Below are 1,307 nucleotides of genomic sequence, written 5' to 3'. Positions count from 1 at the left end.
GTGTTCCACCATCGCAGGTAATCAGTGAGCCCCGTGTGAAACTCGTCGAGAGTGCCGGGTTTCTGGATGCGGAACCATTCCTCCTTGAGGTGGCTGAAGAATCCTTCCATGACAGCGTTGTCGAGGCACGTTCCTTTGCGGGACATTGACTGGGGTGAGCCCTGCGTCGCGCAACATGTCCCGCCAGATGGTGTGTCGGTACTGAAATCCTTGGTCGGAGTGCACAAGTGGTTTTTCGCCGGCGTTGAGGGTGCCGATGGCCATGCGGAGGCTGTCGGTGACCATTTTCACGCTCGGAGAGGGCCCGGCCTTGGCTGAGATGATTCGGTTGTCATGGAGATTGAGGATGGGTGAAAGGTAGACCTTGGAACTGCCGATGTTGAACTCGGTTACGTCCGTTGCCCATTTGGTGTGCGCCGTCTCTGTCGCGAATTGGCGGTTCAACACGTTCTCGGCTGCCTCGCCGACTTCTCCTCGGAAGGAGTTGTACCGTTTGCCAGGCATTGCAGTCCGAGGGTGTGCATCAGTGTGAGCACGGTTTTCTTCGACACCCTCCGTCGCTGCCGTCGAAGGATAGCGAGGATGCGTCGGTGCCCGTAGGCGCCCTTCGCATCTTCGAAGGTTTCACGAATGGCTTCTTTGAGCTCAGCATGGCGGTCCGCGCGACGGAGTCGATTCCGATGGTCGTAGAACGTCGATTTGGGGAGGTGCGCGATCGGCAGCAAGAGTGCCAGCGGAAATTGCGCCTTGAGATCGTCGACAGCTTGAACTTTCAGCGTCGTTCCTGCGACCTCAAGGCCCGCAATTTTCCCAAGTACGCGACTTCGGCACGAAGTCGTTCGTTCTCGGTGCGCAGTGTCTCGAGCTCGCTTTTCGGAGGGGAAGCCCCGCGATTGACAGGTGGCCTGCCACGCTTCTTCGGGCGTCGCCCGTCTTCTCTGTCGCGTCGGTAGATGACAGTCCAGTTCGCTACCGTTGTGGGCGAGGGCAAGTCGTACTCTTCGGCCAGAGCCCTTCCGGACTCTCCGTTGACGTGGCGACGCACGATCTCGAGTTTGGTCTCGAAATCGTACTGTCTTCGGTCTCTCGTCACCTGCTCCCCGTAGTTGCCATCGTTGATACAACATTTGGACAGGGTTCTGGGCGAGGTCAAGCGAAATGGCCACGGACTTGGCTGTATAGCCCTGCTCGAACAGTTCGAGCGCCGACACGGCGTCGGAGTGACTTAACGTGCTTTTCGAGTACATCTGACTACTCCCTGAAGAAGGATACCTAGATTCGGTGTCCAACTTTTGGGGTCCATTCCA

Annotated in this window: 3 protein-coding genes and 1 pseudogene; all 4 read right to left on the bottom strand. The window is 57.8% G+C overall.

What is annotated here, in order from left to right:
• A partial coding sequence (locus ABX74_RS30885; RefSeq protein ID WP_223257803.1) for an IS3 family transposase occupies positions 1-110 on the bottom strand: 110 nt, incomplete at its 3' end.
• A 46-nt stretch (positions 111-156) separates the two neighbouring features.
• Positions 157-504 (bottom strand): annotated as a pseudogene (locus ABX74_RS30880) (DDE-type integrase/transposase/recombinase); the annotation flags it as partial.
• Positions 441-725: an IS3 family transposase gene (locus ABX74_RS30875; RefSeq protein WP_189637304.1), complete on the bottom strand. Its 285-nt coding sequence runs from the start codon at positions 723-725 to the stop codon at positions 441-443. The pseudogene ABX74_RS30880 and the gene ABX74_RS30875, both read right to left, overlap by 64 nt.
• 47 nt (positions 726-772) lie before the next feature.
• The gene (locus ABX74_RS30870; RefSeq protein WP_189637303.1) at positions 773-1,045 is read right to left on the bottom strand and encodes a helix-turn-helix domain-containing protein; all 273 of its coding nucleotides are present in this window, start codon (positions 1,043-1,045) and stop codon (positions 773-775) included.
• Positions 1,046-1,307: the final 262 nt, after the last annotated feature.

The organism is Rhodococcus sp. ARP2, from assembly GCF_001029585.1.
Taxonomy (GTDB): Bacteria; Actinomycetota; Actinomycetes; order Mycobacteriales; family Mycobacteriaceae; genus Rhodococcus_F; species Rhodococcus_F erythropolis.
Note: the sequence above shows the minus strand (reverse complement) of the source record. Positions and strands in the feature narration are given on the sequence as shown.